Below are 24,713 nucleotides of genomic sequence, written 5' to 3'. Positions count from 1 at the left end.
AAAATCATTTTATTAAGGCAATTCTCCAAGTTACATCAATGGATGAAAGATGATTTTGAATCAACTTTTTTAAACTAGATGATATTTCAAAACAAATCAGATTCTTACCCATTGAATATCAGTTTGAAGACTGTTCCTTCTCCGATCGTAGAGCGCACTTGAATATTGCCCTTATGTCTTCTCATAATCTGCTTGGAGAGGGAGAGACCAATGCCCGAGCCTTTCTTTTTGGTAGTGAAAAACGGAATGAAAATTTTACCTAGTGCTTCTTCCTCTATTCCTTTTCCGGTGTCACAAACCTCAATAATTATTTTTCCTGCCTCATCTATAAATGCCCTGAGACGGATAATTTTCTCATCAGAATCCTCAACTGCCTGTATAGCATTTTGAGTCAGATTGATCATCACCTGCTCGATTTGGGTTTGATCTCCAAATAGAATTAATTCTTCAGGATCAATTTCTTTGATAAGATGGATTTCGCCTGCCTGTATTTGATGGTGAAGCAGGGTTTCCAATTGCTCAAAAAGGTTAGAAATTCTGATACTGGAAAATTTTGGAGCTGGGATATGAGCCAAGCTTCTAAAGTCCGAAACAAAGCTGATTAATCCCTCTGAGCGCTTCTCGATGGTAGTGATTCCCATCAAATAATCTTCCAGATCCGAAGGATTCAATCCCTCATTTTTTTCTAATTGATTTTCCAATTCGCCCTTGAGTGTGCCGGCTAAGGAAGAAATAGGAGCAATGGAATTCATGATTTCATGAGTTAGAATCTTGACCAAGTTCTGCCATGCTTCCATTTCCTTTTCCTCCAATTCAGATTGAATGTTTTGAAGGGAAACCAACTTGAATTTTTCTCCCCGCATCAAAAGTTCAATGACGTAAACAGACAGCTGCATGATCCCATCGGGATGAGCGATTTTGATCAATTCACTTCCTCCAGTACGCAAACTTTTAATCGCCAGAAAAAGCTCTTTATTGAGGTTTTCTATTTGATTAACATTTTTGAGCTCATCCACATTCAAAATTCTCTTGGCGGAGGTATTCATGATTTGGATTTCTCCATTTTCACCAAAAGTGATCAGGCCTATGCTCAAGTGCTTAAAGACTGAGCGGAAGTATTGGTAATTTGCCTCTTTTTCTGCCTGATCTTCCTTGAGTTTGGCCAAAATCGCATTGAATTCAATATGAAGGTCATCAGTTTCAGTTCCGTCAAATTTTACCGGATAAACCTGCGAATACTTATCCTGCTTAATGTTGTCCAAAAAGGTCCTTACTTTTTTGAATGAACTCTCAGAATATCGAAGTAAAAAAATGATTTGAATAATCACCATAATGATGAAAAGGGAAATCATGAAGACTCCCCATTCATCAATAATGGTATAGGCTAAAAAAAAGAGTGATCCGGCTAAAAGGGCGATTCGCCCCAGTAAGCCTACTTTATAATCCATATTTTTCTAATCGTCTGTACAAAGATGCACGGGTCAAGCCCAGCTCTTTTGCTGCTTTGGAAATATTACCTCCGTTTTTATCAATTGCACGCTGAATCGTACTTCTTTCCATATCATCCAGATTCAGGGTGTTGGAAACTGGAGCTTTTTCTGAGGCAGGTTTGGCAGAAAGGAAGAAGAAATCTCTTGAGTCTAATTGATTTCCTTCTGCCATAATGATAGCCCTTTCTATGGCATGCTGAAGTTCCCGAATATTACCAGGCCAAGGATAGCGCTGAAGTAACTCCATAGCAGAGGAAGTAAAGCTGCTAAACTCCTTTCTATACTTTTGACTGTATTGCTTTAGGAAGTGATTGGCTAATTGTGGTATATCATCCTGTCTTTCTCTCAAAGGCGGAAGGAAAATTTCAACTGTATTGATCCGATATAGCAAATCCTGTCTGAATGTATTCTCCATGACCATTTCATGCACATGCATATTGGTAGCACAAATGAGACGGATATCAACCGGAATGGCCTTGTTGGTTCCAATTCTAGTCACCTCTCTTTTTTGCAAAACAGTCAATAATTTAGATTGAAGAGGCATGGATAAATTCCCGATTTCATCCAGGAATAGGGTTCCTTTATCCGCAATCTCGAATCTACCTGCTCTATCATCTTTTGCATCCGTAAATGCGCCCCTTTTGTGACCGAAAAGCTCGGATTCAAACAAGGTTTCTGTGATGGCTCCCATGTCTACTCCAACGAAGATTTCGTCCTTTCTCAGAGATCTTTCGTGAATGGCTCTGGCAATCAATTCTTTACCAGTACCGTTTTCGCCTAAGATCAAGACATTGGCATCAGTTTGTGCTACCTTATCTATGATGGAAAAGATGTTTTTCATCGAAGCACTGCTCCCGATGATATCTGTGTAAGGTTTTTTGAGATCGGACTGAAGCTGCTTTTGCTTTTTCTGAAGCTTGTCTACTTCATTGTAAGATTCTTTTAATCTAACCGCTGCAGAAAGTGTGGCCAAGAGTTTTTCATTTTGCCATGGCTTCAAGATAAAATCTGTAGCACCTTCTTTGAGTGCCTGAACAGCCATTTCCACATCTCCAAATGCCGTGATTAAAATTACGACAGCTTTGGGGTCTATTTCTTTGATTTGACTTAGCCAGAAAAATCCCTCTTTTCCAGAAGTGGTGTCCTCCCGGAAATTCATGTCCAAAAGAATTACATCGTAGTTGTTATTATTGATCAAAAATGGAATTCTTCTCGGATCCTTTTCAATAGTCACTTCCTTCGCATGCTTTTTTAAAAGCATTTTGGCAGCAAATAATAAGTCCTCGTTATCGTCAATAATTAATATTTTGCCAAGATCTTGATTCTCCATGATTGTCTGTTTTGCCATGTAATAGGGGAAAATGATGCCAATACGCTTCTAAGCCTAATTTCAGCATTTTTCATTAAAAAGTGTTCGCAAGTGTACATATTTATAATGATTTCGGACACTATGCTTCGGAACTGTTCGGCTTTCCTTCCCCAACTATAATTTGTACCTTTGTCTTTTAACAAAAACAATAAATTATCATGCAAGCAAAAAAAGGTGACAATGTGCAAGTGCACTACACCGGAAAACTAGAAGACGGGAGTGTGTTTGATTCTTCAGTTCAGAGAGAGCCACTTGGCTTTACTGTAGGTGGAGGACAAATGATTCAAGGATTCGATGCGGCTGTTCACGGGATGGCTGTGGGTGATAAAAAAACTGTAACTATTCCTGCCGCTGAAGCTTATGGCGAGCGTAGAGATGATATGATGATTGATGTGCCAAAAACTCAGGTGCCTGCTGATATCAAACCGGAAATTGGAATGCAGTTAAGCCTACAGGGGCCTAACGGTCAACCAATGCCAGTGATTGTAACTCACGTAGATGAGGAGAAAATCACATTGGACGCGAACCATCAATTAGCTGGAAAAGATTTAATCTTTGATATTGAATTGGTGAAAATCGGATAATTATATCCCACCAAATCCAAAAAAATCCCCTTAGAGCTATTCTTTGGGGATTTTTTATTGCTTTTGCTTAAGTTCTTGTGGTACTCGGAAGACCTGAATCCTGTTTTTATGAGTCAAAGTCATAAATTCTTGTCCAATCTGTATACCTTCAAATTCAGCATTTGGTATTTGAATTGCCGGTCTTTTCTCTAAAGTCTGTAGGTTTAAAGTCCAAATAATGCCATCTTCCAACCAAAGCAACTGTTCCTGAAAGTAGCAGAGTCTTTCCTGATTTTTTAAATCAAATTTCTTGATAAAATTCCCTTGATTATCAAAAACGTATACGCCCGAACTGGAAATATTCATGAAAAGGCGATTCTTAAATTCTCTGATTTCGGTGACAGATAAGCTTTCCGAATTGAGAATTAGGTTCAAAGGCTGGGAATCTAGTATGGTATTTCTCAGGTAGTCTAATCTCTTTAAGCTAAAATCAGATTCATCCCAAATCCATATCACATTGTTATTCCCTAAAGTTGCTGCTTTGGCTAAGGTGACGTTGACTTGCAAAAAACCATTTTCGGCCAGGGGATTTAAAAACCTATCTAGGATTCTATACTGCTGCAAGTCTGAAGAAAAGGTGAAAATATTCACAGTCCAAGCAGCTTCGAGTTGATGCAGTTGTCCCTGACGAGGAGGAGAAAAGTAATTTTTTTGTGTTCCTTTCGAATCAAAAAGGAAAATATCTCCCTGAATATTGCTTGCAAAAATCTGATCCTTGGTATCAAAGGAAACCAAACTCAATTGATTGACTTCCCAATCGGCTATCGGGCTGGATAATACTGCCTCCTGAGCAAACAGTCTCAGAGGTAATAGAAAAAAAACTATCCAGCAATATTTCATGGCTTACCCTATTTCAATGCAATTTCAGGAATTTAGCATGCTTTACTCAAAAACTAATATTCTGCAGGTGCTTTGAATTTTTTTAGCTCAGCCTTTCTACCGTCAAACTCAAGATAGGTGAACTGGCTGACCCATTCTCCTAAGTTGAAATATGTCGCATGATCGCCAACTTCAAGTTCTAAAGGAAGATGCCTATGTCCAAAGATGTATAGATCATGATGTCTCTTGGATTCCAAGTCTTTGCAGTATTGCCAAAGCCATTCTTCTTCTCCCAAAAACCGATCTTCCCCTTTTTCAGAATTGGTTATCCTGCTTTTTCCTGACCAGGCTTTTGCTAGCTTGATTCCTAAATCTGGATGAATCCATCTAAAGAGCCATTGTGCAACAGGATTGACAAATATCTTTTTCAAGAATTTATATGAATGATCTCCCGGTCCCAAACCATCACCATGACCTACCAATAGGGTCTTATCATTGACCATGAGCTCAATGGGGTGATGATAAACGGGGATTCCAAGTTCCTTCGTAAAATAGTCCTTCATCCATAAGTCATGATTCCCTGTGAAAAACAGGATAGGTATTCCAGCTTCTCTCAGTTGTTGGATTTTTGAAATGAAGGGGATAAAGCCTTTGGGAACGACTTCTTTGTACTCGAACCAAAAATCAAAAATATCACCTACCAGAAAAATAGCAGCAGCATCTGATTGAATGGAATCAAGCCATTGAATAATCTTTTTTTCACGGCTTTTGCTTGCTTCAGAAGACGGTGCTCCCAAATGAAAATCAGAGGCGAAATAGATTTTTTTCTCTTTGAGGGAAAAATTCTGCAGATGGGAAAACATTCGGAAAGATAGATTTCAGAAACAAAAATAAAAAGCCCCGTCTAAAACGGGGCTTTTGTTGGAAATCATTTTTCAGTTTTTGTATCCGTTTCGGAAACTGTGACTGAATCTGTTTCATTTGATTCTTTTTCCTCTGATTCTTTTTCCTCCGATTCAGAAGCTTTGACTTTAGGTTCGGAATCTTTGCTTTCAGGAGCTACCACATCTTTTTTATTGGTGTAAGCCTGATAGGTGGTTTCTTTGGCAAATGGTCTCTTTCCGATTAGTTTTTCAAGATCAGACTGGAATAAGATTTCCTTTTCCAAAAGTTCTTTAGCCAAAGTCTCCAATTCGCCTTTCTTCTCTCTCAATAATTCCAAAGTACGCTGATAAGCAAATTCTATCAGTTTGTGCACTTCCTGATCAATCATCTCAGCAGTAGCTTCAGAATAAGGTTTGGTCATCTTATAGCCATCACTCTTGCTATCGTAGAAGGAAATATTACCCAGTTTCTCATTCATTCCATAAACAGAAACAATAGAGTAGGCCATTTTGGTGATTCTCTCCAAATCGCTCAAAGCTCCAGTAGAGATCTTTCCGAATATGATTTCTTCGGCAGCTCTACCTCCCAAGGTCATACACATCTCATCAATGAGTTGCTCGGTTTGATATAGGAACTGCTCCTTAGGAAGGTATTGTGCATAGCCTAAAGCAGCTACACCTCTTGGAACGATACTTACCTTCACCAATGGGTCTGCATGCTCTAAGAACCAGCCTGCAACAGCGTGACCAGCCTCGTGATATGCCACAATTTTCTTCTCTTCCGGAGAGATAATTTTATTTTTCTTCTCCAAACCTCCGATTACACGATCCACAGCATCTTGGAAATCCTGCATGTCTACTGCAGTTTTATTCCTTCTTGCGGCGATCAAGGCAGCCTCATTACAAACGTTGGCGATTTCTGCTCCGGCAAAGCCCGGAGTCTGAGCAGCCAGTTTTTTAGGATCCACATCATCGGATGTTTTGATAGGCTTCAAGTGAACTTTGAAAATCGCTTCTCTACCTACAATATCCGGCTTGTCAATGGAGATTTGTCTGTCAAATCGTCCAGGTCTCAATAAGGCGCTATCCAATACATCCGGTCTGTTGGTTGCTGCCACAACGATTACTCCTGTGTCAGTTCCAAAACCATCCATCTCCACCAATAGGGAGTTCAAGGTATTTTCACGCTCGTCATTCGAACCTGGCATTTGACCCTTTCCTCTGGATCTACCGATTGCGTCAATTTCATCTATGAAAATGATACATGGTGCCTTTTCTTTGGCTTGCTTAAATAAGTCTCTAACTCTAGCTGCACCCACACCGACGAACATTTCGACAAAGTCAGAACCAGACAATGTAAAGAAAGGAACACCAGCCTCGCCTGCTACGGCTTTTGCTAATAATGTCTTACCGGTTCCAGGAGGTCCTACCAATAAAGCACCTTTAGGAATCTTACCCCCGAGTTTGGTGAATTTGGAAGGGTTTTTTAGAAATTCTACAATCTCCTGAACCTCTTCTTTGGCCTCATCCAATCCTGCCACATTATCAAATGTGATTTTGACTTTATTCTCTGCATCAAAAAGTTGTGCTTTGGATTTTCCAACATTGAAAATCTGTCCACCCGGTCCTGATGGTCCAGCCATTCTTCGCATCATAAACCAGAAGAAAACGAATAAAAGAATGAGGAAGCCGAAGCTTCCAAACCAGCTGCTCCAGTTCTCTTCCGTAGTTACTGAGTATCCAATTCGCTCCTCGTCCGGTCTCTGCTCTTCCATGGCACCAAAGTCAGTAGCAAACTTATCCCAAGAAACAACCTGTAGGGAATAATGAGGCCCGTTTGGATTGAAAAAAGTGGAATTCGATTCAAGTTCACCTTTATATTTTTCTTTAGACAAAGCGGCTGGCTTCAGGGTAATGTCTACTCTGTCCATATTTTTGACGATCATGACCTTGGCTACGTCACCAGCCGTGTACATGTCTTCAAAACGCTTTTGAGTGATGTCCACCATAGCACCTCTCTGATTGATCCAAGTAAGTCCAATCAGGACCATGACTGCCACCACAATTAACCAAAGCTGGAAGTTTGGCTTCTGAGGCGGTTTGGGGACAAATTTTTTGCTTTTATTATTTTCGCTCATTGATTGATAAGTAATTCTCTAAACTTAAGGTAAAACGGTTTGATCTGGTTAAAGTTTGAGGGATTTTAACCAACTCGGGTAACTTTCGCATCTCCCCATAATTCCTCCAGACCATAATATTCCCTTTTGTCCTTCAGAAATATGTGAGCTACTACGTCCACATAGTCCATCAAAATCCATTGTTTACCACTTTTGCCTTCCACTCTGAAAGGGCTGGATTCTCCCGCTTTGAAAGCCATTTCTTCGATAGAATCGGAAATTGCCTCGATTTGAGTGTCTGAGTTGCCGGAGCAAATCACAAAAAAATCGCTTACGGTATTCTTAATTTTTCTTAGATCCATCACCACGATATTGGAGGCCTTTTTTTCCTCCATACCTTTGACGATGATTTTGCTCAGCTGTTCTGCTGTCATATTTATATTTTAATTTTGCAATGCCTGTAAATCTAATCGGTATCAGGCAAACCAAAAACATATGTATAAAATTCTTGCCAATACCATTTTTTTGGGAAAAGATGTGCATTTCCTGTCAGACTGTCACTCAACCAATGACATTGCATTCCAATTAGTCAGGGAAGGCAAAGCCAAAGAAGGGAGTATAGTCATCTGTGAAAACCAAACACAAGGGAAAGGACAAAGGGGAAATATCTGGAAAGTAGAGCCAGGTAAAAACCTGACTTTTTCTCTCGTACTATGTCCAAATTTTATGGATGTTTCAGAACAATTTTTTTTAAATATGGCTGTTTCAAATGGGATTAGGCAAGTTTTAAGTGAGTATTTGCCTTTTATTCAAATCAAATGGCCCAACGACTTCATTGTGCCCGGAGAAGGTAAAATAGGAGGGATGTTGATTGAAAACTCTTATAGTGGAAAAGGATGGGAGTTTGCAGTGGTTGGGGTAGGGTTGAATATCAATCAATTGAACTTTGATATACTAGGTCCTAGCTCCTTGAGAAAAATTACGGGGTCAGAATTTAATCTGGAGGAGATTTTTAGGCTATTGATCACTCAAATAGAGCAGTCTTACATAGCCTTAAAAAAGAGAAAGTGGGCTGAATTGAAAACAGAATATTTAAACCATCTGTTTCTATTTCAAGAGAAAGCAGTTTTCAACCATAAAAATGACTCTTTCTCAGGAAAAATTGTCAATGTGCGGCCAAACGGGCAGTTGGAAATGGAGTTGGAAAATAGTGAAAATCAATATTTTGATTTCAAAGAAATTCAATTTCCGGTTTATCATACCTAATTTTAATTTCCGGGTTTTAAGCGGTACCTTTGCAAAAGTTTTTGAAAACGTCTTGTATTAAATAACTATATCACTATGTCAGAAATTAAGTCTGAAAAATTTATTCAGTATAAAGTAAAAGACATTTCTCTTGCCGATTGGGGGAGAAAAGAGATCAAATTAGCGGAAGCTGAAATGCCTGGTTTGATGGCATTGAGAGAAGAATTCGGTGCTTCCCAGCCTTTGAAAGGAGCTAGAATTGCAGGTTGTCTTCACATGACAATCCAAACTGCGGTCTTGATCGAGACTTTGGTTGCTCTAGGAGCTGAAGTTACTTGGTCTTCTTGCAACATTTTTTCTACTCAGGACCATGCTGCAGCGGCAATCGCAGCAGCTGGAATCCAAGTTTATGCTTGGAAAGGAATGACTGCTGAGGAATTCGATTGGTGTATTGAGCAGACTCTTTTCTTTGGAGAAGATCGACAGCCATTGAATATGATCTTAGATGATGGAGGCGATTTGACCAACATGGTGTTGGATCAGTATCCTGAGCTTGTAGCTGGTATCAGAGGTCTATCTGAAGAAACCACTACAGGTGTTCACAGATTGTATGAAAGAATGAAGAATGGTACTCTTCCAATGCCTGCAATCAACGTTAATGACTCTGTTACTAAGTCTAAATTTGACAACAAATACGGCTGTAAGGAATCATTGGTAGATGCTATCAGAAGAGCAACTGATGTGATGATGGCTGGAAAAGTTGCTGTTGTTGCTGGATACGGTGACGTAGGTAAAGGTTCTGCTGCTTCTTTGAGAGGTGCTGGAGCAAGAGTTATTGTTACTGAAATCGACCCGATCTGTGCGCTTCAGGCTGCTATGGATGGTTATGCTGTGAAGAAAATGGTTGACGCTGTGAAAGAAGCTGATATCGTTGTAACAGCTACCGGTAATAAGGATATTATCACTGGCGAGCACTTCAAAGCAATGAAGGATAAGGCTATCGTTTGTAACATTGGCCACTTCGATAATGAGATCGACATGGCTTGGATGAATAAAAACTATGGTCACACAAAAAATGTGATCAAGCCTCAGGTGGATCTTTATGATTTGGATGGAAAAGAATTGATCATTTTGGCTGAAGGCCGATTGGTTAATTTGGGATGTGCTACTGGACACCCTTCTTTTGTGATGTCCAACTCTTTCACAAACCAAACCTTAGCTCAGTTGGAGCTTTGGGAAAAGCATGAAGAATATAAGCCTGGTGTTTATGTGCTTCCTAAGCATTTGGATGAGAAAGTAGCAGCATTGCACCTTTCCAAATTGGGTGTTGAACTCGATACTCTTTCTGAAGATCAAGCCAAATATATTGGTGTTGAAGTAGAAGGACCATTCAAGCCTGAATACTATAGATATTAATTCGTTAAGAATTAAAGTATCAAAGCCCCGAAGTGATTCGGGGCTTTTTTTATGGATTGAGAAGTAATTTTCTTCCGTCGGAGAGCTGAGCAAAGGCATCTACTTTGCAACTGTCTTTTGCCACATATTCCAAAGAGTGAAGAACTGATTTACCGGGTTCTCTACTGATTCTCCAAGATTCTTTTCCCGCTCGGGGATAAACTTTTCCTGACCTGATGCAGGTCGCTTCCAATTTTCTTGGAGAATCCACAATCAATTGGATAGATCGACCTACGGGGTTTATTCCTGTAACTTCCCCCGTACTATTGATGGTGTTGATTCCAAAAAGTGTTCTTGAAATTTGATGAGTTAAGTTTCCATTGATGGTTGTTCCTGCTTCATTTTTTGAAATAATTCTGAGGTCTTCAAAGGATTCTTGAATTTCAATCAAACTTTTGGGAGTAAAGGTTCTGACTCCCTGTAATTTAAACTCCCCAAACTGATAATCCTGATAAGTTAGTGTCCAGCTTGAGGTAGGTGAATTGAGTCCGTATTGAAGAATGATTTTCCCTTTTCGTTCAACTTGATTTTTGATTTCACAAGCGATTTTTGTGTCAAAGTTGAGGGTGACAGTTCTGGTGGATTCAGTGAAAGTAACAGTTGGACACCCTGGAATAATCGTATTGGGAGACTGGTAATCTCCATATCGCAGGATAGCAAAAAAAAGAGACTCGCTGATATTGAGAGAATTATCCAAAAGTTGCCTCGACTCCACCGGAAGATTGGTTTGGATAGTTCTATCCACATCATCCTGACAGGAGCTTAATCCAATACTTGCAAATAACGCCCAAAACAGAATTCGTTTCATCAGTTTATTATTTGTTTTTAAGCTTAATCCTATTTTCATAGCGTGAGATACTTTCTGATTTTTAAACTAGAAAATGATAAAAGGCCCAGTCAAACTTTTTAAATCATCTTAAAATTTAATTCGTATCGGCCTTAATGTTCTTTCAATTACCAGGCCGAGTCTTTATCTTGGAGAAAGATAAATCCAAAATTTCTATGATTTTAAACGAAGGCATGCTCAAGGAAGGGGCATTAAAAGGGAAAAATATTTTGATCACTGGAGGAGGTACTGGATTGGGACGCTCTATGGGTGAGTATTTTTTGGAACTAGGAGCAAATCTCATTATCACCTCAAGAAAACTAGATGTTTTAAATGCAACAGCTGAGGAGATGATGAAGGAGAAAGGAGGGAAGGTTCTTCCGCTAGCCTGTGACGTCAGGGAAATTGATCAGGTGGAGAAAATGTGGGAAGATGCTACCAAAGAATTTGGGCAAATCCATGTAGTATTGAATAATGCTGCAGGTAATTTTATCAGTCCAACGGAGCGACTCTCCACCAATGCTTTCAATACAGTTTTGGATATTGTTTTAAAGGGTACCTCACAGGTCACTTTAACAGCAGGAAAGGACTGGATAGCCAAAAAGCAGAATGGAACATTTTTGAATATTGTGACCACCTATGCATGGACTGGATCAGGTTATGTGGTGCCTTCAGCAGCTGCCAAAGCCGGAGTATTGGCTATGACAAGGTCTTTGGCCGTAGAGTGGGCCAAGTATGGAATCAGATCCAATGCTATTGCCCCTGGACCATTTCCTACAGAGGGTGCATGGAGTAGACTTCTTCCAGGGGATTTGGTAAAAAAGTTTGATCCTGCCAAGAAAGTGCCGGTTGGGAGAGTTGGAGAACATCAGGAGTTGGCAAATCTGGCCGCTTACCTCGTTTCAGATTTTAGCTCATTTGTCAATGGAGAAGTAATGACCATAGATGGTGGAGAATGGTTGAAAGGAGCTGGAGAGTTTAATAATCTGGATCAGATTCCTCAGGAAATGTGGGATATGCTTGAAGCGAGTAGAGGAAAAAAAGCATGAGCCCCAAAGTGATTTGGGGCTACCTCAAAGCAAAATGGAAAATAAGGAATCTCTAATCCAAGTCTAAAGAGGAAGAGATTCCCTCTTTTTCAAATGTTTTGTTTTGATTGACGGACTCTTTGATACTTTTCTTTAATGCCTGATCGAGCTGCTGAGTCTCTTTCTTGATGATTTCTACAATTCTTTTAGACTCTATGGATTGTTGCTCTATGTCCAACACGTCTAATAGCCCCATGATGTTGGCCACTTTAGCTCTTAGGGTGTGAGATTGCTGAAATGCCAAGTCCTTGAGGAAATAATGGTGCTCTTTTAACCATAGCTCTTGCTTTTTCTTTTCTGTAATATCCAAAATTACTCCCTGAACTTTCTTAGGAAGATGCTCTTTGGTCCACTGAATAGTCCGACCAAAAGCCATGATCCAGATAGTTTGATTTCTTTTGGAAATCAACCTGAATTCCCGTTTGAAAGGGATGTTACCAAAACTTTTGAAATGCTTGGTTAAATCAATGGTTAACTGTTTGAAATCTTCCGGGTGAATGTGTTTTTCCCAAGAGATTTTTTCAGATGACAAAATTTCTTCTTCTGAATATCCCAGCGTTTGAGCTAGTCCTGAAGAAATGGTATTTGATTTTTCAAAAGGGTTGAACTCCCAAAATCCCAATAGTCTATCTTCAAGGATAGTATCCATGATTTCATTGGCGGAGTCCTCACTGTCCATGAAATCACCCAAACCGATGTTATATGGTTTTTGAGTTTCAATAGGATGCCCTATTCCAAGACAGGTTCCTATCTCTGAGCTTAAAAAGAAAAATTCCCATTTGGTCTTAATTAAATTCCCTGATGGGTAAGAGATTTTCTGAAGATCCACCACAAAAGATTGATGGTGGTTTTGCCATGCTTTTAAGCGGTTATTTTCATATTTTACCCAATCAGAAGAAAGAAAGCAGTCTGCAAATTGAATGGGTCTGTCTTTTTTCTCGAAAAGCGATGGGGTAGGTCCCAATCCTGAATCTGAATTCAATACAATCCCATTTTTATCCAAGGTTACTTGCATCAAGTAATCTGACCTTATGGCAAATTGAGCCAAGTAGTGGATGGATTTGGGGTGATTCATTTTCAAAAGTACATAAAAAACAAATCAAATTACATAAAATATATTATAAAATACATTAAAAAGTATATGAAATGAATAATTCTGCAATGAATTTAAATAGAACTGAGTTTGGAGATCCTCAAAACAGCGGAAATGTGATTTCCGAAAAGGAGGCATTTGAACTTTTGCATGCATGGGTAGAAAATGAAAAACTAATTGCTCATATGAGGCAGGTAGGACATTTGATGCGCTCTTATGCAAAAGAAAAAGCCTATTCAGAGGATGTTCAGCATAAATGGTTTTTGGCTGGATTACTCCATGACGCGGACTGGGAAAAGTGGCCCGAAACGCATTGTAATAAAATTGTGGAGGAATTAGAGGCTAGAAATATTGATCCTGAAATCATCAGAGCTATTGCTTCCCATGGTCCTAAATACTTTGGTGTAGATCCAAAAACAGAAATGGATAAAATGCTCTATGCCTTTGATGAATTGAGCGGTTTGATTCATGCTTATTCCCTAATGAGGCCCAATGGCTATGAAGGAATGGAAGTCAAAGGAGTGAAAAAGCGACTCAAGGATAAAACTTTTGCAGCACAGGTAAGTAGAGAAGATATAGCCGATGCTTGTGAGCGAGCGGAGATTTCATTGGATGATTTGATCCAATTTATTGTCAGGCATCAAATTGATGCTCTTTCTTAAATAAAAAAATAAATCCCCCAGAGGCAGGCTTTGGGGGATTTGTAAGAGAGTTTTTAATCTTCTTCCTCAGCTTCTTGTTCCAGAGGTTTGAAATTTCCCGGAGGCAAAGCCAATTCCTCATCTTTTTCGTAAGGGAAGACTTCTACAATTGGGCTTTCAGTGATGTCAGGCACTCGGAAACTAACCAGCATATTGCTGAGACTTTCCTGAATTCTATCGAATGCTTGTTTGACATCTTCGGCAGTGACTATCATGTATTGTGTCACCTTTTTTTCTTTGCCACTTTCTCCATCTGCTACCAAGTAAGTGATTTTGCACTTGTGCCAAAGATCTGCATCCTCGTAAAAGAACACATCCACTATATTACTCTTGCTAATTCCAGTCACCTGAAAGTCTCCACGAATCTGAGAGCCAAGTCTATCGTATAAAATTGCTTCAGCTTCAGTAAAAGACACTGCATCTACCAAGTACTGCTCGGATATATTTTTGAGCAAGCCCTGCTCATTTTCTTTTGCATATTTTACTTTGCACAAAAACCAAGTTCTCATATCATTCTAATTTGAGCCTGAAGGTAAAAGTTATAGATCGAAAGGCCATATTCGGAAAGGAGAAAATAAATGGCTTTGAGAAAGTAGAATTTTAATACATTGATATTCAATAGGCTGAGTTTTAATTTTTTTCCCTTTTAAGAAAAAACGTATCTTTTATCAGTCATATGAAAGATAAATTCTGGAATAGTCTTCCCATCCAACTTTTCTTGTTGCACCTCAAGAAAAATCTGGCCTTAATCCTGGTTTGGGTCCTGCTATTGGCAATTACCTTTGAAGGTTTTGGAGTGGTATTGGGTATCCCGTTTTTATTCTTGGATCCAGAATACTTGCATGAGGTTTCTTGGTTGAGCTTTATGTTGATGGGGATTGGATTCGCAGTCTTTACCATGGCCTATCACATGACAACATATATTATTGATAGCCGGGAGTTTCCTTTTTTGGCAGTTATCAATAAGCCTTTTATTCATTTCTGCGTTAATAATTCCATTGTTCCCACCATTTTCTATGCTTGCTATTGCTTTAGGTTTGTGGAGTTCCAACTTCAGAATAATCTTCAAACAGAATGGCAGGTTGCCGGGTATTTTGGTGGTTTTACCTTAGGAAGTATCCTTTCCTATAGTTTGATTTTCGGATACATTGCCTTTACCAATAAAGATTTTTTTATTCTGTTTGCCGGTTCAGTGGATAAGCGCCTGAGAAAAGTAAGACTAACCCGTGCCAATGTGCTGAGTAGATATAAAGATCTTAAATCAAAGAAAGGTCAAGTACACTATTATCTCAATCTCAAATTAAGACTGGTTCCTGTACGACCGGATATTGCAAGGTTTGAAAGTGGGAAATTACTAAGGGTATTTGATCAGAATCATCTCAATCTATTTCTGATTCAGATTTTTCTAATAATCTTCGTTTTATTCTTAGGCTTTTTCAAAGAAGAACCCATACTTCAATTACCTGCAGCCACGTCAGCAACTTTACTACTTGCAATTTTGGTGATGTTGGTAGGAGCGGTCAGTTTTTGGCTGAGGAGTTGGGCTACAGTAATTGTTTTTTCAGTTATTCTATTAGCCAATTATTTCTCCAACTTTCCTTTCCTAAATCGACCTCATGAAGCTTTTGGGATGAATTATCAGACAGAAAAAGCTTCCTATACGCTGGATAAACTCAATGAAATCCTGCATCCAGACACGGTGCTAAAGGATAGGCTCAACACTGAAAAAATCCTTGATAATTGGAAAGGGAACCTAGTAGAAGAAAAACCAAAAATGGTTTTGATTGCTGCTAGCGGTGGAGGTCAGCGAGCTGCACTTTGGACATTATCAGTCTTGCAAAATTTATATGCTATCAATGATGGTGAAGTAATTAAACATACAGAGTTATTCACAGGTGCTTCTGGAGGGGTTCTAGGAGAGGCTTTTTTCAGAGAAATTTACCTCAGGTCTTTGGAAGATCCTTCCGTCAACCCCACAGATTCTTTGTATCTGGATCAAATGTCGGCTGATAACCTCAACCCAATTATCTTTTCCTTACTAGTCAATGATCTTTTGATCAGAAATCAATATTTCAAATATAACGATAGGCGTTATCTGAAGGATAGAGGCTATGCTTTTGAAAATCAGTTGAATATCAATACTGATGGCATCATGGATAAACCGTTGCATGCTTATAAGGAGCCTGAAGAAAGTGGGAAAATCCCTCTCTTACCAGTTACTTCTTTGATAACCAATGATGGAAGAAAGCTGGTTATCTCTCCTCATTCCATGTCTTATTTGGGTACTTCTATGATGGGGAAGTTGGGTTTGGATGAGAAAAAACAAAGCATAGATTTCTTGCGATTTTTCAGAGAGCAGGATGCAGAAGACATACGCTTTCTTTCTGCATTGAGAATGAGCGCTACTTTTCCTTTTATTACTCCCAATGTGCAATTGCCTTCTGAGCCTGTTATGGAGACGATGGATACAGGATTATCAGATAACTTTGGGATTCAGGATGCTTTGAGATTTACCTATGTATTTCAAAAATGGATAGCTGAAAATACCTCTGGAGTAGTATTGATTACAATCAGGGATTCAGAAAAATCAACCGAGATTCCAGAAAGTCCTGTCCCCCGAATTTTTGAAAAGGTATTCAACCCGTTGAAAAATATTTACTCCAATTGGGACAATGTTCAAACCATTCAAAATGAGGTTCTCTTCAATTATATGGCAGAGTCCATGACTTTTCCATTGGAAAAAATTGAGTTTGAATATGCCCCGGAATTGGTTCAGGCCGAAGAACTCACAGGCAGTCAACAAACCATGCAAAGGGCTTCCCTGAACTGGAGACTAACTGCGAGAGAGAAGCAATCCATTTTGTTAAGTATTTACTCTCCAAAAAATCAGAATTCACTTCAGCGTGTCAGTGAGATTTTCTCTAAAAAATAAAAAGGAGTTTTTAGCTCCTTTTTTGCTTTCAAATCAATAGGCTAAGCCTAATTTTTTATAAATAAAATGCATCAACCAAGCGGGGCCTATCATTAGAAATTGAACATCTTTCAGAAAAGATGGCTTTTTTCCTTCTACTTTATGTCCATAAAACTGAAAAATCCAGGCGATAACGAATATACCCAAACTGATCATCCAGAGCTTGCCGGGGAATAAGATGTCCAGAAAGTTGGCTAAAGCCAGGCAGAGAGCAGAGAAAAATAACATTCCTAATGATAGTGGTGCTGATAGTGTTACATAATAAACCAATACCAAGAAAAGGATAATGGTTGCCCAATTAGCAAAATTTCCCAATAATGGAAGGTACTCGGGAAGGGGACCCTCAGGTATGCTGAAAATCAACCCAACTATGCTGAAAAATATAGCCGGAACACAAATCCAGTGAATTAATTTATTGGTCGGATTCTGATGGCTAAGGCCATATTCATGCAGGAGTTCATCAATTTTTCTCATAGCTATTTGGGTTTTTCCTCATCTTTGATTTTAAATTACAAATTCTCTATTTCAAAATTTATAAACTGAACCAAAATGTTTAGCTATTGGGAGTCAAAAAACTTTTTTAATCATGATCTGATTGTGGTGGGGGCAGGATTTGTGGGCCTTTCTACTGCTATTCATTTCAAGCGTAAAAATCCGAAAGCCAGTGTTTTGATTTTGGAAAGAGGAATTTTTCCGGTTGGAGCCAGTACCAAAAATGCTGGTTTTGCATGTTTTGGATCCCTAACAGAAATATTGGATGATTTTTGGAGTATGACCCAAGATGAGGTGGTGGAGTTGGTGAATAGAAGATATAAAGGACTCCAAAAGATCAGGAAAGAATTTGGGGATAAGGCCTTGGCGTATAAGCATAATGGAGGTTTTGAACTAATAGAAGAGGATCAGCTTGGGGCAGTTGAACAGATTCCTGAAATCAATCAACTTCTAGAAAAAAGCTTTGGAGGAAAAGTTTTCTCCAAGGTCAAGAAGTTTGAGAAAATGGGTTTCTCAGATAAAATCAAGATGGTGGTGAAAAATAGATACGAAGGTGAGTTGGATCCCGCCAAATACCTAAGTTGCCTTTGGAACTTAGCTGGTGAATTGGGAGTCAAAATCGTAACTGGAGTAGAGGTACTGGAAATTGAAAAAGACACTGGAAGAATATTGGCTACTGATAAGTCTGAAAATCCGTTTTTTGAATTTTTCGGAGGTCAGGTTGCCATTTGCTCCAATGCATTTACCAAAAAAATCTGGAAAGAGTCTGAAATGGAACCAGGAAGAGGTTTGGTGATGGTTTCTAATCCTTTAGAGTTTGAAATTCCTTGGAAGGGATGTTTTCATTTGGACAAGGGCTACGTGTATTTTAGGGCAGTAGATGGAAGACTCTTATTGGGAGGTGCCAGAAATGTAGATTTTGAAGGGGAAAAAACAACCGAAAATAAGGTGAATCCCAAAATCAAAAAGCATTTGATACAATTGGCAGAAGAGGTGATTTTTCCTGGAAAAACTATTGAATGGGATAGGGAATGGACCGGAATCATGGCTTTTGGAGCTAAAAAATCTCCATTGATACAGCAAGTAGGACTCAAAACAGCTGCCGGGGTAAGGCTCGGAGGGATGGGAGTGGCTTTAGGATGGCAGGCAGGAAAAGAACTTAGCGACCTTTTGAGAAAAGGGAATTGATTTTTTTTGGTTAGATTCAAGACTTCAATCACCAATTACTGATTAATGCAAGAGAATATTCGAGCTCCCAAAGTGCTGGATGCACTGATTCCACTCATTTTTTTGATAGTTCTGCTGGTTCTCAATATCCGTGTTTTTGGTACGGATGGACTGTCAGGATCCAATCAAATTGTCTTGATTTTATCTGCTGGAGTGGCGGCCTTGGTTGCTATTTATAGATTAGGATTTCATTGGGAAACCTTGCAAGATGGCATGGTAAAGAGTATTAGCTCAGCCATGTCCAGTATTCTGATTTTGTTTCTAATTGGTGCACTAGCCGGTACCTGGCTGCTATCGGGGATAGTGCCTGCGATGATTTATTATGGTCTTCAAGTCTTAAGTCCAACCATATTTCTATTTGCAGCTTGTATTGTCAGTGCTGTTGTTTCAGTTTCTACCGGAAGTTCCTGGACTACTGTTGCTACAGTAGGTGTAGCTCTTTTAGGAATTGGGAAGGCTTTGGGTTTTGAGGAAGGAATTATTGCAGGCGCAATTATCTCTGGTGCGTATTTTGGGGATAAAATGTCACCGCTTTCCGATACAACCAATCTCGCCCCGGCGATGGCGGGTACGGATTTATTTACCCATATCAAGCATATGGCCAAAACAACGGTTCCATCCATCACCATTACCTTTATCATTTTCATAATTATTGGCTTCAATTATGAAACTAATGGCTCTGTTGATGATGTGAAGGCAATTTCTCAGGTGATTCAGGAAAACTTTAATATCAACGGTTGGTTATTTATCGTGCCCTTGGTGGTTTTGGTTTTGATCGTGAAAAAAGTACCTGCAATTCCTGCTTTATTGGTTGGAGCTCTACTAGGTGGGGTATTTGCAATTATATTTCAACCTGAAATAATCGCCTTGATTGCTGATGAAGGTGGCTCATACGCTTATTTGAGTTTTAAGGCAGTGATGATGTCGCTTTACGGAGAGATATCTGTTGTGACCAGTAATGATGTAGTGAATGAATTATTGGTGACCAGAGGAATGGGAGGGATGCTTAATACCATTTGGTTGATTATCTGTGCGATGATCTTTGGAGGTATTATGGAAGTAAGTGGCATGCTAAGAGTATTGGCTGAGGCTGTAATTCAGAAAGTTCATCGTGTAGGGTCTTTGATTGCTTCTACCGCAGCTACCTGTGTGTTCTTTAACATTACCACTTCAGATCAATATTTGGCGATCTTGGTCCCAGGTAGAATGTATGCGGATGTCTACAAAAAGAGGAAATTGAAGCCTGAGAATTTGAGTAGAACGTTGGAGGATTCAGCGACTGTTACTTCTGTATTGGTTCCATGGAATACTTGTGGAGCAACGCAGGCTTCGGTATTGGGAGTGGCTACATTAGTGTATGCACCTTATTGTTTTTTTAATATTATTAGCCCATTTATGACCATTCTTTATGGGTATTTGAACATTGGTATTAATTATTACGAGGAGGAAGAAGTTTAGTGGCATGATTCCATTTCGGATTAGCAAAGATGAAGTAAACGCTCTTCCTTTAGGGCAGTTTGAAGGCGAAATTTACCTGATTGACCAGGCAGATGATGTGCAGGAGGTAGTCGATTTTCTCGAGGATCAACCTATGTTGGGTTTTGATACCGAGACCAAACCATCCTTCAAAAAAGGGATCATCAATCAAGTTTCTTTATTGCAGCTTTCTACCCCAGAGCAGGCATTTCTATTTCGTTTGAATGAAGTGGGTTTTCCGGACTCGGTCAGAAATCTTTTGGAAAAGGAAAATATCGTCAAAATTGGTGCTGCTGTGCATGATGACATCAAAGCATTGGGCAAGTTGACTGATTCTTTTTATCCCAATTCATTTTTCGATTTGAATGATGAACTCAAGAAAGTGGGCTTTCACAATGTGGGGGTAAGAAATCTTTGCGCTATGGTCTTGGGAATGAGAATATCTAAATCAGAGCAGGTTTCGAATTGGGAAGCAGAGGAACTCACCGAGAAGCAGCAGAGATATGCAGCCACAGATGCCTGGGCATGTTTGGAGATATTCAAAAAACTAAGAAAGGATGGGTATTTGGACTCTTTATTCAAGTCCTAATATTTCAATATCCTGACTTTCCTCTAAAAATTCTAAGACAGAGGGCCTGAGCTTCTCCCTGAACTCTAAGGTCATCTCGCAGTCTAATTCCATTTTTTGGTGTAAAATCTCCAAGTCCAATCTCTTGACCAGCTTCATAACCTCGTTCATAGCTGGATAGGGAAATTTGATTTGAACTTGCTCTTTTACCAGTTCTTCTATGATTTCATTTTCTTCTATAGCCAGACTGGCAGAGGTCTTATAAGCTTGGATCAGCCCGCTTACTCCTAGTTTGGTTCCTCCAAAATACCGAACCACTACGATCAAAATATTGGTTAGATTATTGGATCTTATTTGCCCAAGGATAGGATCTCCAGCGCTATGATTGGGTTCTCCATCATCCGAGGCCCTGAAAATATCTCCATCACGTCCCAGTACATAGGCAAAGCAATGGTGTCTGGCATCGTAGTACTTTTTTCTCAACTCGGCCTGTTGCTCTTTGATTTCCTCTTCTGTTTTAACAGGAAAAGCATAGTAATGGAATTTGCTGTTTTTATCCTTATATAGCCCGGAGGAAATCTTGGCAATGGTCAAAAAACTGTCTTTTTCTATATTCTCTTCCAAGGTTTTAAATTATTCGAGACTTCGAAATTAGAAAATTAACGCATTGTAATCCCTTTTCCCTTTGAATTGTCTTAATTTTAGATCTCTTGAACAGAGCAATGCAATTACATATCAATAAGGAAAAAGTACAAATTCTCGATTTAGGAGGAAAAGTGAACCTAGGGGGGCAATTGCATTTTTGGGAAAAAAACGACCTATTCCCAAAAGGAATTCAGCGATGCTTTTGGATTACTGCTGTTCCTGAAAATGAAAGTCGGGGGAATCATGCGCATTGGAAAGAGTCTCAGGTATTGGTAGCAATGCATGGAGTTATTCAAGTAGAAGTTCATCAACCCGGGCAACAAGCTCAATCCTTTACATTGGATCAACCTGGAAAAGGGCTTTTCGTGCCACCTATGCATTGGGTAAAAACTTCATTTAGCACTGATGCAGTTTTACTCGGCATGTCTGATAGAGAGTTTTCTGAGTCTGATTACATTCGTGACCTAGCATATTTTGAAAGTCTTGGATCAGGATAGAATAAAGCATGTGACATTTCAGCGTGAGGCTGTACAAATTGAATCCAAAGATTATTTTTTGGCAGGAGAGGTATTAGCCGATTTTCTGGAAGCTTTCGATTTTACTATTCATAAAAAAGACAAGCTAAAGGGTTGGATTTCATTTCGGATTACTTCTGATTACCATGCTATTTCCTTACCTAAAGCTCCTATGGGTGGCTTTTGGCTTGAAAGAGGATTAGACTCTCAAGTGATTGAAGAGTTTATTTCCTACGTTTTGGAAGAGCTGAAAAGCCTTGGTGTGAAGCAGGTCAAAATTATTCAAGCCCCCAAACCTTACTCAGAAGATGCAGATCTGATCAATTATCTTCTATATCATTCAGGATTTTTCCAGGAAAAGCTTCAGGCTCATCATTTTTTCTGTGGAACCAAAAGAATGAAAAAATTCATTCAGTCTGAGTCAAGCTCATTTTCAAAGAAGTTGAAGAATCAGAAATTAGAGCTTTGCATGAGTTCTATTCAAAACTTTAATTTCTTACAAGAGATTGTTTCTTGGAATAAAAGAAAAGGCTATCAAGTAAATTTGGATGAGTCCCGACTGATTCAGAAAGTCTCAAGTTTCCCTGAAAGATATTTCTTGATTTCTATAAAAAATGAAGGGATCGCCCAAGCTCATTCTTTGGCTGTCAAACTGAGTAGCAATAGTATGTATTATTATCTCTCGGCTGTAGATTCCAATACTAAATTCAAGCATTTAGGCGACTTGCTTCTTTGGGGGCTATTTCAATTGGCTGTTGATGAAAAGGTAGAATTTATTGATCTTGGTTCCTCGGAAACAGATTCAGGACCCAATCATAGCCTGATGTTCTTTAAAGCAAAATTTTCAAATGATGTATTCAATAAAATAATCTGGATTAAGGACATATGAAGATGAGTAAATCTGGAAAAGTTGTCATCATTTGTATTGCATACAACCATGAAGACTGGATCAAGGAGAGCTTAGAAAGCGTCGCCATGCAGGACTATTATAACAAAGAACTGCTGATCATTGATAATGGAAGTAAGGATCAGACTAAGAAGAAAATTCAAGAATGGGTAGCCCAATACACTGGTTTATTCCCTGTAAACACCTTATATCTTGATGAAAGTAAGCCATATTGTGCCTTATTTAACAAGGTCCTTTTCCAAACAGATGCGGAATATGTGGTAGACCTGGCAGGAGATGATGTTTTTTATCCTGACCATATTTCCAACTCTATCCGGGAATTAGAAAAAGATCCCCATGCAGCCTTTGTATTTTCAGATGCCTATATTTTGGAGCCCGGAGGAGCCATACATACATTTTATAAAAGGAATAATTTCGGCGAACTCTCAGAAGTAATTGAATTGGGGATTATTTATGAGACGCTTTTACAAAGAAGTTTTATCTGTGCGCCTACGGTAGTATTCAATGCAGCTATTTTAAAAAAGGAGGGAGGCTATGATCCTGATCTCTATTATGAAGATTTTGACATCCAATTGAGATTAGCCAGAAAATATAATCTGGTGTTTTCTGATCATATAGGTGTATTGAAAAGAAAGTTATACAATTCCATGTCTGGAAATCAATACCAGCGCTATGGTTCTAAGATGTTGCCCAGCACTTTGAAAGTTTGTGAAAAAGCTTTGGAAATGAATAGGACTCCTTCTGAAAATAAAGCTTTGGGAAAAAGATTGCAGTATGAATTGAAACACGCCCTCTGGTCAGGAAACTTCCAAGTAGCAGAAGGTCTTGTTCAATTGGGTGAAAAGACAGGATTAAAGACGCCTATTTTCAGTATCTACAAGCTTTGGGCAAAAGTAAAATTAGATCTTTCCTGGCTGTACGTTAGGGCAACCTAGCCTACAATTACTTGGGTGAGCTGTTGATCTTTGAAATACTTTTTACCGATTTTCAGGATATCCTCTGCCGAAAATTCCTTCAAGAAGCTTAATTTTTTTTGGTAAAAATCTAAGTCTAGGCTGGAGTGATGAACTGCTCTAAACCTATCCATCAAATCAAAAGCAGAACTAAATCTAGAAAGCATTTGTCCGATTTGGTAGTTTCGTACAATCTCCAATTCATCCTGATTCAAGGGCTCCCGACACAATAATTGCACTTCGTGTTCGATTTCTCTAATTACCTCATCCGTGAATGCTTTTTGTACATCCGCTGCAATTACAAAATAATTGGTGTCTCCAATTTCAGCCAAACTGGAATAAATCCCATAAGTATGACCCTTGTCTTCCCGGATATTTTTAATCAGTCTTGATCCGAAATATCCCCCTAAAATGGTATTGAAAACTGACAAAGGAATAAAATCGGGATGAGTTTTTGGGATCGAAAATTTTCCAACCCGTACACTGCTCTGCACTGCACTTTCCCTAATTTCATGAAAACTGTCAATCGGTTCAGGTTGAGGTAGTAAAATGGGTTCCAATCCTTTTCTATTCGGAATTTGCTCCAAGAATTCTATTAACTTTTCCCATTCTGAACTCGAGAAGTTTCCGGTAACAAATATTTCCAAGTTCTGCCAAAGAAGCTGTGAGGAATAGAAGTAAAGTTGCTCTTGCTTGATTTCATCTACATGTTCGAAATCAATCTCCACTCCATAAGGGTGGTTTTTTCCGAAAAGCGATTGCCTAAATAATTGACTAGCTCGGGATGCAGTTTTTTCTTTCTCCAGTTGAATACTCAATCTTCTCTGAGATTTTCTTTTTGCCAGCATTTCCAAAGGGAAAGTTGGAGTCTCTATCATTTCCAGGAAAAGAGGAAGTATTTCGAAAATATGGAGTTTAGTGCTCAAGATACTCATGCCTTCATGCCCGAAAGTAAGAATAGGAGAGATCTCACTGGCATGAAAATCCAAAAAGTTAGCGATTTGTTCGGCATCTCTTTTATGAGTGCCTTCAGCCAACATTTGAAGTGTAAAGGAAGGCAACAATGTTTGAGAAAGGGGAAGATTTGCTCTCTGTCCTTTACCAATTACTTCGATTTTCACCGCATCCAAATTGGGCGTAGGCATATGAAAAACATTGGCTCCTGATTGGAGAATGTGTTTTTCAGGCTCTATCAAATCAAAATCATCCGGAATTCTAAACTCCGGAGCAAGCCTTCTGTCTAGCATCA

The 24,713-nt window shown here is 39.1% G+C and carries 24 protein-coding genes; 12 read left to right on the top strand and 12 right to left on the bottom strand.

Annotated features, from left to right (window positions below; genetic code table 11):
- Window positions 1–104: 104 nt before the first annotated feature.
- A complete protein-coding gene (locus tag GYM62_RS11630; RefSeq protein ID WP_219956514.1) occupies window positions 105–1,448 on the bottom strand; it encodes a PAS domain-containing sensor histidine kinase in 1,344 nt (447 codons plus the stop codon).
- Window positions 1,438–2,820 (bottom strand): sigma-54 dependent transcriptional regulator, encoded by a 1,383-nt coding sequence (locus GYM62_RS11625; RefSeq protein ID WP_091649723.1) that lies wholly within the window; start codon window positions 2,818–2,820, stop codon window positions 1,438–1,440. The genes GYM62_RS11630 and GYM62_RS11625 overlap by 11 nt, the downstream gene beginning before the upstream one ends.
- A gap of 194 nt (window positions 2,821–3,014) precedes the next feature.
- Between GYM62_RS11625 and GYM62_RS11620 the strand changes: the two genes are divergently transcribed.
- Window positions 3,015–3,443: a peptidylprolyl isomerase gene (locus GYM62_RS11620; protein WP_091649466.1), complete on the top strand. Its 429-nt coding sequence runs from the start codon at window positions 3,015–3,017 to the stop codon at window positions 3,441–3,443.
- Window positions 3,444–3,497: 54 nt separating this feature from the next.
- Here the strand turns inward: GYM62_RS11620 and GYM62_RS11615 are convergent, their stop codons facing one another.
- From GYM62_RS11615 to rsfS, 4 genes are all read right to left on the bottom strand, one after another.
- Entirely contained in the window at window positions 3,498–4,322 is an 825-nt protein-coding gene (locus tag GYM62_RS11615) for a hypothetical protein (protein WP_219956513.1), read from the bottom strand.
- A 53-nt stretch (window positions 4,323–4,375) separates the two neighbouring features.
- Window positions 4,376–5,164: a UDP-2,3-diacylglucosamine diphosphatase gene (locus GYM62_RS11610; RefSeq protein ID WP_219956512.1), complete on the bottom strand. Its 789-nt coding sequence runs from the start codon at window positions 5,162–5,164 to the stop codon at window positions 4,376–4,378.
- Between the two features lie 65 nt (window positions 5,165–5,229).
- Window positions 5,230–7,323: an ATP-dependent zinc metalloprotease FtsH gene (gene ftsH, locus GYM62_RS11605; protein ID WP_091649475.1), complete on the bottom strand. Its 2,094-nt coding sequence runs from the start codon at window positions 7,321–7,323 to the stop codon at window positions 5,230–5,232.
- A 65-nt stretch (window positions 7,324–7,388) separates the two neighbouring features.
- Window positions 7,389–7,736: a ribosome silencing factor gene (gene rsfS, locus GYM62_RS11600; RefSeq protein ID WP_091649477.1), complete on the bottom strand. Its 348-nt coding sequence runs from the start codon at window positions 7,734–7,736 to the stop codon at window positions 7,389–7,391.
- A gap of 61 nt (window positions 7,737–7,797) precedes the next feature.
- Between rsfS and GYM62_RS11595 the strand changes: the two genes are divergently transcribed.
- On the top strand, window positions 7,798–8,568 hold the full coding sequence (locus tag GYM62_RS11595) for a biotin--[acetyl-CoA-carboxylase] ligase (protein WP_219956511.1): 771 nt from the start codon (window positions 7,798–7,800) through the stop codon (window positions 8,566–8,568).
- Between the two features lie 75 nt (window positions 8,569–8,643).
- The gene (gene ahcY, locus GYM62_RS11590; protein WP_091649483.1) at window positions 8,644–9,963 is read left to right on the top strand and encodes an adenosylhomocysteinase; all 1,320 of its coding nucleotides are present in this window, start codon (window positions 8,644–8,646) and stop codon (window positions 9,961–9,963) included.
- A 49-nt stretch (window positions 9,964–10,012) separates the two neighbouring features.
- Here ahcY and GYM62_RS11585 read toward each other — a convergent pair whose 3' ends face one another.
- Window positions 10,013–10,810 (bottom strand): hypothetical protein, encoded by a 798-nt coding sequence (locus tag GYM62_RS11585; RefSeq protein ID WP_219956510.1) that lies wholly within the window; start codon window positions 10,808–10,810, stop codon window positions 10,013–10,015.
- Between the two features lie 194 nt (window positions 10,811–11,004).
- Here GYM62_RS11585 and GYM62_RS11580 point away from each other — a divergent pair, with 194 nt between their 5' ends.
- Window positions 11,005–11,877 (top strand): SDR family oxidoreductase, encoded by an 873-nt coding sequence (locus GYM62_RS11580; RefSeq protein WP_091649725.1) that lies wholly within the window; start codon window positions 11,005–11,007, stop codon window positions 11,875–11,877.
- A gap of 52 nt (window positions 11,878–11,929) precedes the next feature.
- On the opposite strand, the gene GYM62_RS11575 is transcribed toward GYM62_RS11580, so the two are convergent.
- Window positions 11,930–12,991, bottom strand: a complete 1,062-nt coding sequence (locus tag GYM62_RS11575; protein WP_144604225.1) for a PAS domain-containing protein — start codon at window positions 12,989–12,991, stop codon at window positions 11,930–11,932.
- A 71-nt stretch (window positions 12,992–13,062) separates the two neighbouring features.
- Here GYM62_RS11575 and GYM62_RS11570 point away from each other — a divergent pair, with 71 nt between their 5' ends.
- The gene (locus GYM62_RS11570) at window positions 13,063–13,671 is read left to right on the top strand and encodes an HD domain-containing protein (RefSeq protein ID WP_219956509.1); all 609 of its coding nucleotides are present in this window, start codon (window positions 13,063–13,065) and stop codon (window positions 13,669–13,671) included.
- A gap of 53 nt (window positions 13,672–13,724) precedes the next feature.
- Here GYM62_RS11570 and GYM62_RS11565 read toward each other — a convergent pair whose 3' ends face one another.
- Window positions 13,725–14,219 (bottom strand): DUF4494 domain-containing protein, encoded by a 495-nt coding sequence (locus GYM62_RS11565; protein WP_091649493.1) that lies wholly within the window; start codon window positions 14,217–14,219, stop codon window positions 13,725–13,727.
- A 167-nt stretch (window positions 14,220–14,386) separates the two neighbouring features.
- Here GYM62_RS11565 and GYM62_RS11560 point away from each other — a divergent pair, with 167 nt between their 5' ends.
- Window positions 14,387–16,642, top strand: a complete 2,256-nt coding sequence (locus GYM62_RS11560) for a patatin-like phospholipase family protein (RefSeq protein ID WP_219956508.1) — start codon at window positions 14,387–14,389, stop codon at window positions 16,640–16,642.
- Between the two features lie 33 nt (window positions 16,643–16,675).
- On the opposite strand, the gene GYM62_RS11555 is transcribed toward GYM62_RS11560, so the two are convergent.
- Window positions 16,676–17,155 carry a DUF962 domain-containing protein gene (locus tag GYM62_RS11555; protein ID WP_091649499.1) on the bottom strand — a complete coding sequence of 160 codons (480 nt, stop codon included), beginning with the start codon at window positions 17,153–17,155 and terminating at the stop codon, window positions 16,676–16,678.
- Between the two features lie 75 nt (window positions 17,156–17,230).
- Here GYM62_RS11555 and GYM62_RS11550 point away from each other — a divergent pair, with 75 nt between their 5' ends.
- From GYM62_RS11550 to GYM62_RS11540, 3 genes are read left to right on the top strand one after another with little or no spacing between them, the layout of a single operon-like run.
- Window positions 17,231–18,361 carry an FAD-binding oxidoreductase gene (locus GYM62_RS11550; protein ID WP_219956507.1) on the top strand — a complete coding sequence of 377 codons (1,131 nt, stop codon included), beginning with the start codon at window positions 17,231–17,233 and terminating at the stop codon, window positions 18,359–18,361.
- A gap of 45 nt (window positions 18,362–18,406) precedes the next feature.
- Window positions 18,407–19,858: a Na+/H+ antiporter NhaC gene (nhaC, locus tag GYM62_RS11545; protein WP_219956506.1), complete on the top strand. Its 1,452-nt coding sequence runs from the start codon at window positions 18,407–18,409 to the stop codon at window positions 19,856–19,858.
- Between the two features lie 4 nt (window positions 19,859–19,862).
- Window positions 19,863–20,465 carry a 3'-5' exonuclease gene (locus GYM62_RS11540; protein ID WP_219956505.1) on the top strand — a complete coding sequence of 201 codons (603 nt, stop codon included), beginning with the start codon at window positions 19,863–19,865 and terminating at the stop codon, window positions 20,463–20,465.
- On the opposite strand, the gene GYM62_RS11535 is transcribed toward GYM62_RS11540, so the two are convergent.
- Window positions 20,451–21,068: a YigZ family protein gene (locus tag GYM62_RS11535; protein ID WP_255590359.1), complete on the bottom strand. Its 618-nt coding sequence runs from the start codon at window positions 21,066–21,068 to the stop codon at window positions 20,451–20,453. The two genes, GYM62_RS11540 and GYM62_RS11535, sit on opposite strands and share 15 nt — an antisense overlap.
- A gap of 86 nt (window positions 21,069–21,154) precedes the next feature.
- Here GYM62_RS11535 and GYM62_RS11530 point away from each other — a divergent pair, with 86 nt between their 5' ends.
- The 3 genes from GYM62_RS11530 to GYM62_RS11520 are packed head-to-tail and all read left to right on the top strand — an operon-like array spanning window position 21,155 to window position 23,446.
- Entirely contained in the window at window positions 21,155–21,586 is a 432-nt protein-coding gene (locus tag GYM62_RS11530; protein WP_219956504.1) for an FdtA/QdtA family cupin domain-containing protein, read from the top strand.
- Window positions 21,573–22,493, top strand: coding sequence for a hypothetical protein (locus tag GYM62_RS11525; RefSeq protein WP_219956503.1), 921 nt, complete (start codon window positions 21,573–21,575; stop codon window positions 22,491–22,493). Before GYM62_RS11530 ends, GYM62_RS11525 begins: the two co-directional genes overlap by 14 nt.
- Complete coding sequence (locus GYM62_RS11520) at window positions 22,490–23,446, top strand: glycosyltransferase family A protein (protein ID WP_219956502.1); 957 nt, start codon at window positions 22,490–22,492, stop codon at window positions 23,444–23,446. Before GYM62_RS11525 ends, GYM62_RS11520 begins: the two co-directional genes overlap by 4 nt.
- On the opposite strand, the gene GYM62_RS11515 is transcribed toward GYM62_RS11520, so the two are convergent.
- Entirely contained in the window at window positions 23,443–24,711 is a 1,269-nt protein-coding gene (locus GYM62_RS11515; RefSeq protein WP_255590358.1) for a pitrilysin family protein, read from the bottom strand. The genes GYM62_RS11520 and GYM62_RS11515 overlap by 4 nt on opposite strands.
- Window positions 24,712–24,713: the final 2 nt, after the last annotated feature.

The sequence above is a fragment of the Algoriphagus sp. NBT04N3 genome (assembly GCF_019443765.1).
GTDB lineage: Bacteria > Bacteroidota > Bacteroidia > Cytophagales > Cyclobacteriaceae > Algoriphagus > Algoriphagus ornithinivorans.
Note: the sequence above shows the minus strand (reverse complement) of the source record. Positions and strands in the feature narration are given on the sequence as shown.